Source organism: Novipirellula rosea, from assembly GCF_039541335.1.
Taxonomy (GTDB): Bacteria; Planctomycetota; Planctomycetia; order Pirellulales; family Pirellulaceae; genus Novipirellula; species Novipirellula rosea.
Genome location: NZ_BAABGA010000111.1, coordinates 1 through 7,335 on the forward strand (window position 1 = coordinate 1; position 7,335 = coordinate 7,335).

The following is a 7,335-nucleotide window of genomic DNA, read 5'->3' on the forward strand; positions in this document are numbered from 1 at the left end:
GCAAACCGCGAACACAAAGCGTATCCTAACATCCGAGAGACACCGTTCTACTCGCCCGGAGCGGCGGTGGATACATTTTTCAAATGGATACCCCACTCCCGCCGCCCGCTGATGCGGGTCGTTCCCCGACTGAAGTGACGCATGACTCGTCGCGCGAAAATCGTACTGTCACTTGTCGCCCTTGCGATTCTGGCGATTATCGCAACGCCAAATCTGATCTATCACTTTCGCAAGACTCAATTCGAGACGGCCCAAGTACTGGTCGCGGCTAACGGCGGAACACTTGGTCTCGATTTGGTTGACGGGAACTACATGCTCGATTTGCACGGCCCGGCTGCTACCGATGAAACACTTGCTGCAATTCTGCCTACATTGCGACAATTGCCGAATGGATTCACGCTACTTGGTCCTGGAGAATCGCGTCTCTTCTACATCACGTTGATGGATTCGTCGATTTCTGACGACGGAATGCGATCACTTTGCACGCTTTCCATCTCGTGCTTGTCGATCGACTGCCCGGATTTGACGGATGCCTCGGTGGACTCACTGTCGTCGATCGATCAGCCGTACGTTATCATATCTGGTAGCGCCCCGTTTAGTGACGACGCAATTGAGCGACTGCGAAACGCCAAACCAAATGCCATGCTGCAACTTTCGTCGGAGAGAAGCGGGGAACAATGACATGCACGCGAGGACGGGCGTCGCGGTTTTCCGTCTGCTTGCACGTCCTTCGCCCGTCCCGCGTGATGTCCGACGTTCGCTGGACAAAAGCGTTCATAACTGATGCTTCGAAACATTCTGACGATCATCATTGGGATCGCGATTGCAATCTGGATCGGGTCGCTTTTCATCTGGGCGGGTGCTGCACTGCTTGCGTCGATTGCATGTGTGGTTTTTCGGCAATGGGAGCTTGCGTCGCTGTGCACGCTTGCATGGATTTGTTGGGGCTACGGGGGGGTATTCTTCGCTAGGCTTCCATTCACCAACTCGAACACAGGCGAAACCAACGGCAATGAAGTGGTGAATGATCCGACCACTGTACGACGAATCTCGGCTGTTTTCGGCGTTGCATCGGGCACGGGATTCGGGTTTGTGTTTGGACTCGTGCTCGCATTGTCGAGATCGTGGATCGTATCGCCCGAATACCTTCCATTTGGACTAATGTTTTCGACGATCCTGATTTGCTCGCTAATGTGCTACGCTATGCCTGACCTGGGTCCTGAGATACTTTCTGGCCTGGAGAAAACCGTCGGATGAGCCAGCGAACCATCGCGTGCACCCGAGTACGCGAGTCGACCGGTTTCGAAGTGGTAAGTCTTTCGCGCGTACCGGGTGACGCGTGCCGTTATGCCTCAAATGAGAATTGCTGCTGCATTCACTCTGATGCTACTTGTTGCCGGATGTAACGGCAGCGCAGGTCCGCAACCGGGAACACTTCGAGAAACTGGTGACTCGCGCATGCAATCATTGATTCAAGCACTCAGAAACTTGCCTTCGGCACACTCCAACGATGACTCTCACGCCGAACTTGACGCTCTTCTTTCTGAGCTGATTCCTTTGTTCATAAGTGCGGCTCCCGATACGCGTTCACAAGTGCGGCAGGCTGCTGCGAGTGACAGAAAACTGAAAGACAGTATTCGGAATTATGCCGCTCGCGCTGCGGTTACACTTCATAGCGGGGCGAACGACGACATGTATGCAAGTTTAGTGGCTCGCGGAAACGTCCCGGTGGTAGCGAATGACAACGACGAACTGTTCCGACTCGGCTTAGGCGCACTCGCGATCGAGGATTGTGCCGACTACCGCGAGTCGATGACTGCGCTCGCAGAGCTCTGCATTCGTGGAGAGAAGGCCGGGATCGTACCACATCGCCATCTCGAACAGCTCGCACCTATATTCAGTGACAAAGATATTGGAGGCTTCGGAAACGAGGAGCGACCCTACAAAATGGTTGTTCGTGATTTCCGCAAATCCAAATAAGTGCCGCAAACACGGCATAACCATGCCGTCAACCGGAGCGGCCGACAACGTCGTGTTTGAAATCAGATTCTTTGGCGGCCGCCCGGTTACGGCGGTCGTTCTGCGATGGAGTGCACATGCGATTCCCTCTCGTATCAATTTTCGCTGTCGTTTCCCTTGCGGCGGTACTCGCTTGGCTCAATACACGCGAAACGCAAACGGTTACTGAGCCCTACTACGCTCCAATGCTTGGGGCGGCTCCACATCCACCGCCCTACGAGATGAAGGAAATGGCCATATCCGTTCACGCCGATCGCGGATGGCCGATCTGGCACACACGTTCATCAACTCACTTCGCTGCTCAAAATGCAACGGCATACGTAACTGACGGCGGACTATCGTTCGATGATCCAATTCCGAAAACCGAGCCGGTACGTGCATTGATTGACTTGGTCGCCGGAGCTTTGATTCTGGGCGTTGCTGTGTTGCTGTGTTGCTGCGTGAAATGTTCGTATACTTTCCGTCTTGGTCAGCACGCTCAAATTTCATTGTGTCAAACGACAGCAAAGCTTAGAATACGCAGAACCATGCGATGGTGACGGAGCGGCGGTGGTCGCCGCTCGCAAATGGGAAATTCGCTGCCGCCGCCCGCACATCGCCGCCGTTACGCCATAGGATCAGTCCTTGATGACGATTGAGAACTATGACGAATGGCTTGCTTTGCCTGACGATGTCCGGCAATCGTGTCTGTCGAAATGGAACGCCTACACCCACGAGATGTTCTGGGTTCCAACCATGGCCGCGGCGCGGCTTGCCGCGTCTTCAGCGTTCCCTGTGACCGATATTTACGTTGGCATCTATCACGGTGGTGCGTACGTTTTGCACTTAACCGTGGACGACGAACACTTGACATCTTGCCCGAAGCCAATGAAGCAAACGTTCGATGGCTTTCCGGTAATCTGGATGGGGAATCCGTACCAAGACCCAGAGAATCCTCGACCATTTCTCGGTGAATGGGAAACACACGGAGCATATGGCGACTTTCGAGTCATCGTCACGGAGGGCGACGGACTGTCGGTCCAATGTACGGATCTCAGAGCCAAAGCCGATTTGAATGTGTTCGATCAACGTGTCGCGTTCAATCAATTGTCGTTCGTCACTCGCACAGAATCACAGAACGTGCTGCATACGATACGGCTCGACGATGGCAATGTGCTAAACTACCAGCTGACCATCGGCCAGTTCGCACGCAAAGCAAACAAAGAGGCGTAACCATGCGATGATACGGAGCGGCGGTGGTCGCCGTTCTCGCGATGGTTGAGTCTCTCGCCGCCGCCCGCATATCGCTACCGTTCTGCGAATTATAGACACCACAATCCAGTTCCCTTTTTTTAGAGGAAATCTAATGAGACTTTCACGATTGTTGATCCTGTCCGCGTTCGGTGGATTCGCCAGTTTCTTACTGTTGCAGATGCTGGCAAGTCGACTACCATCATCGTTCATCGGTGACACAGTCGACAGCTTAGGAATGCTTTACGGAACGATGCTCTTTGGGACCGGACTATTTGCAATTGTTTCCGCGTTCATGAAAGACTTGTGGAATTCACCTGATACCCGAATTCTAAGACCTCGGTGGATTGTTTTCCTGCCCGCATTAATCGGCGCGATTGGTGTTCTCCACGGCTACCTGAGCATGGCATCCTATTACTCTACACTTCCCGAGGACATTGCTGTTCCTCACAACACAGTATGGGCGACAGTGACCGTTGGAGCACTCTTTACGATCGCGGCTACGGCAATCGTGTTCGCGCGGCAACGCGCAAATCAGGATCCAAGTCCGCTTGCTCGTTAGCGTCCTCAATCGCCAAGTATCGCAGAACCAGGCCGTGCACCGGAGCACGGCACCGGGCGTTTACGAATTGAAACTCAACCTGCCGTGCCCGGTGACGGCGGTCGTTCTGCCATTAACGAATCATGCACGTCATTACTCGTTACGTTCGCATCGGATTAGCCACCGTCTTCGGCGGACTTGCGGCACTGGGAATGCTCGCGTTCGGACTTCCAATGTCAATCTCTGCCGGTCGTGTCTATCTCCTTCCGATAACACTTCTACTCGCGCCCGTCATGCTTGCCGGCGCGATGGTCGCATTTCTTTTTGGCCCACTCGCGCAGGCAATTGGGGTCGGGCTGTACTACGAGGACGCACTGCATGGGTATCCGGATGACGATGGGTTAATGCTCCGAAGCGGAAAAGGAGAGTTGGACCGGGTCATTCAATGGGCAGAGATCAAGCGAATCGTCAGCGTGTTTCGACCTCCAATTACCGACTACCGACTTTACCTCAATGACGGAACGAACATCGATGTCGCAACTCTCGCTACTGATGGTTTAGAATCGAGACTAGATACGCTTGGCATCGGCTGGATCAGTCCTGATGACAGCATCCTCTATGCAGAGTTGGATGACGAAGCCGAGCCGACCATGTGAGGGAGGCAGAACCAAGCGATGAACGCGGAGTGGCCGAGAGCGCGTTTACGAATGGAAGATCAACCGCGGCCACCCGGTTATCGCAACCGTTCGCCGAACGAAGAATTGATCTTACCGTAGTTCAATTTCAAACTCCACGTTGGTGCCATGGCCGATGACCTGATCGCGACGATGAAGCGTATTGCGACCGACTATCGACGTGGAAGTTGCACGCACGCCGAGTTTGTGGACGCACTGTTTCGGGAACTCGTCGATCACGATGCATCCGACGAGATCGTTGACCAGGTCTTCTTGCTGATTCCCGATAGCGCATTCCCGGCACTTGAGGACCGGATGCACGAGATTGTGGAGAACGACTTCTTCGTGCCAACGACTCAACTCGGCGATGCTCGATCCGAAGACCAAATCTATCGCGATGCATACGCGCGGCAACCGATATTCAAACGCGTACATCACGCCTTGATCAGACCGGTGTTAAAACGCCGCGTTCGACTCCATCACGGATGTTGACTGCACCGGCATTTGTTGTGGAGTCGGTCTCGATGCGATAAGATTGGGTCATCTTTTCGCCAATGGACAATGTACTCAACCGCAGCCGGCGAACCATGTCGTGCACCGGAGGACGCGGCGGCGGTTTACTTGATGGAAGGTCGTCGGCGCGTCCCCGGTGACGACCGACGTTCCCCCAACCAAGTCATTGGCTGTGATTCGTCGATGCACACCGCTTTGCTGTATCGTCTTTGTGGCGATCATTGGGTGTAGCCAGCCGCTACGGCAGATCGACATTCCCACCGTTGATAGCACCAGCTCCGCGACGGCTATACTGAACGGTGACTTTCTGGGGCACACTGATGTCGCTGAATTCATGCTAACTCGCGATGCGATCACTGCGATCTTGCGGGCACTGTCTCCGGCCAAACAATGCGACGCCGAGAGAACGACGCCTCCAATCGGTATGATCTCTTTTCGGTTGCACAACGGACGAACGCATGTCATTCGATTCTACGATTTCGGACAGAACCCGATCGGCTTTGATTTCGACGGTATTCCCTGCGTTCGGACTGGCGACTACGATCGAAAGAACATGCTTACGGATGACGAAACGGCCTTCTTTCCTAATGAGGGCATCAACCTATACAACTACCTTCGATCACAAAGCGAGGGGGAACCATGACATGCACGGGAGGACGGCTTGCGGCGTTTGCTAGAATGGACGCTCAACTCTCCGTCCCCCGTGATGTCTGACGTTACGACAACGAAGAATTCGCCACATGACCGATGACGAACGCGTTGCTCGTCTTGACGCTGAATTGGCGGGCAGTAACGCACAGGTGAATGGCCCTTTTCAGATTTGGGCACTCGACGCGCAATTGACTGATGCGCACTTGTTCGGAATCTCAAGCTGGGCCGACCTCGAATTCTTGATGGCCGCGGGTTGCCCGGTTACTGATTCGGGACTGGCTTCGATTTGCTGTTTTCGTCGGCTAACTTCACTCGACATTGGTGGCACGGCGATCACCGCAAATGCGATCGCAGCTGCAGATCTCCCGGAATCCCTTACGTCCCTTGGTTTATACGATCTCCCGTTAACAGATGATGCTGCGAATCGCATTGCGCAATTGCCCGAAATGCAGATGCTCAATTGCAACGGTTGCGGATTATCGCTGTCCTCGTTCCATCGCCTGGCGGAACTTCCAAAACTGCGCGGATTTGAGGCACTGGGCTGCACCGTCCCTGATGATGATGCGCGAGCGATTTCTCGACGCAAGCCACACGGTCTGCTACGATTGGACTCGGGCGTGTGGCGCAATGGCGACGTCAAACGCCCGCCGGCAAACAAGTCGTAACCATGCGATGGTAACGGAGCGGCGGCATCGTTTTCCCAAAGTGCTCCGTCACCCTTCGCCGCCCGCACATCGCTCCCGTTATTGGATGTGGCGCGGTCGTTGCTCGGTCGATTGGTGCGCGGTCGATGTGGATGCTCGAATCCTTGCTCGGTCGCACACGGTTGCTCGGTCGAACACGTGCTCGGTCGCATTGCTTGCTCGGTCGATCGTTGCTCTGACTCCCTTCGTTCAACTACAATGGCACTTTAACGTTCGCCGAACTGGAGAATCATTCGGCGGTTCCCCAACTATCCTCCAATAACCATGCGATGATGACGGAGCGGCGGTGGGGCGTTTGGATCAAGTGGTTCGTCAACTCCCGCCGCCCGCATATCGCTCCCGTTCGTCGACAGAATGAATCTCGGTGATATCTACCTCAAGACGTTCTTTTGCATCACTTCGATCGCTTTCCTTGCCGCAGTCGCGGTTGTTGGTGGCATTCGTTTTTGGCGTCGAGTTAACGCCGGTTGGCTTATCGCACTTTCGATATTAATGGGCATGGTTTTTACGTTCATTGGCAATTCGTTTTTTCACCAACCTGTATTCGTCGATTGGCATCGATGCCAAAATGAATGGGTGCCAAAAACGGGTTGTTTGACCTACGAACCAAGCTTCGGTCGGCTTTTCGCAACGTATGCGATGACAGAAACCGAATTTAGGGACTGGGTCTCCAACTACCCGGTGCCAATGGGACCGTACGACAACTCGCTTCTGATGTTTGACTCGGAACAACTTGGCTTTACCGCACCTGAACTGTCTTTCGCAACCCAACCTGCTTCGAACGGAAAACAGTTGCGGGTGTACTGGGCGGATGGCAAAATGTATCTGTCCTACAACGTGATGTAACAAACCCCGGACGCGACGAACCATGACATGCACGGGAGAACGGCTTGCGAGGTTTTTGAAGTGGAAAGTCTTCCGTCCGTTCCCCGTGATGTCCGCCGTTACCCGACAGAAAGCAGGTCATGACATCGCGCACATTTCCTGATCTGATCTCTCACTT

The 7,335-nt window shown here is 54.1% G+C and carries 10 protein-coding genes; 9 read left to right on the top strand and 1 reads right to left on the bottom strand.

Annotation, left to right across the window (positions count from 1 at the left end; translation table 11 throughout):
- Positions 1–141 precede the first annotated feature (141 nt).
- The 8 genes from ABD971_RS31650 (at position 142) to ABD971_RS31685 (ending at position 6,293) form a co-directional block, all read left to right on the top strand.
- Complete coding sequence (locus tag ABD971_RS31650) at positions 142–681, top strand: hypothetical protein (protein WP_345327726.1); 540 nt, start codon at positions 142–144, stop codon at positions 679–681.
- Between the two features lie 777 nt (positions 682–1,458).
- On the top strand, positions 1,459–1,980 hold the full coding sequence (locus tag ABD971_RS31655) for a hypothetical protein (RefSeq protein WP_345327727.1): 522 nt from the start codon (positions 1,459–1,461) through the stop codon (positions 1,978–1,980).
- A 666-nt stretch (positions 1,981–2,646) separates the two neighbouring features.
- Positions 2,647–3,231, top strand: a complete 585-nt coding sequence (locus tag ABD971_RS31660) for a hypothetical protein (RefSeq protein ID WP_345327728.1) — start codon at positions 2,647–2,649, stop codon at positions 3,229–3,231.
- Between the two features lie 133 nt (positions 3,232–3,364).
- Positions 3,365–3,811 carry a hypothetical protein gene (locus ABD971_RS31665; protein WP_345327729.1) on the top strand — a complete coding sequence of 149 codons (447 nt, stop codon included), beginning with the start codon at positions 3,365–3,367 and terminating at the stop codon, positions 3,809–3,811.
- A 122-nt stretch (positions 3,812–3,933) separates the two neighbouring features.
- Positions 3,934–4,446 (top strand): hypothetical protein, encoded by a 513-nt coding sequence (locus ABD971_RS31670; RefSeq protein WP_345327730.1) that lies wholly within the window; start codon positions 3,934–3,936, stop codon positions 4,444–4,446.
- Between the two features lie 147 nt (positions 4,447–4,593).
- Positions 4,594–4,956 carry a hypothetical protein gene (locus ABD971_RS31675; protein WP_345327731.1) on the top strand — a complete coding sequence of 121 codons (363 nt, stop codon included), beginning with the start codon at positions 4,594–4,596 and terminating at the stop codon, positions 4,954–4,956.
- A 193-nt stretch (positions 4,957–5,149) separates the two neighbouring features.
- The gene (locus tag ABD971_RS31680) at positions 5,150–5,620 is read left to right on the top strand and encodes a hypothetical protein (protein ID WP_345327732.1); all 471 of its coding nucleotides are present in this window, start codon (positions 5,150–5,152) and stop codon (positions 5,618–5,620) included.
- A 97-nt stretch (positions 5,621–5,717) separates the two neighbouring features.
- Positions 5,718–6,293, top strand: coding sequence for a hypothetical protein (locus ABD971_RS31685; protein WP_345327733.1), 576 nt, complete (start codon positions 5,718–5,720; stop codon positions 6,291–6,293).
- A 410-nt stretch (positions 6,294–6,703) separates the two neighbouring features.
- Here the strand turns inward: ABD971_RS31685 and ABD971_RS31690 are convergent, their stop codons facing one another.
- On the bottom strand, positions 6,704–6,847 hold the full coding sequence (locus ABD971_RS31690; RefSeq protein WP_345327734.1) for a hypothetical protein: 144 nt from the start codon (positions 6,845–6,847) through the stop codon (positions 6,704–6,706).
- A 199-nt stretch (positions 6,848–7,046) separates the two neighbouring features.
- Here ABD971_RS31690 and ABD971_RS31695 point away from each other — a divergent pair, with 199 nt between their 5' ends.
- A complete protein-coding gene (locus tag ABD971_RS31695) occupies positions 7,047–7,178 on the top strand; it encodes a hypothetical protein (protein WP_345327735.1) in 132 nt (43 codons plus the stop codon).
- Positions 7,179–7,335: the final 157 nt, after the last annotated feature.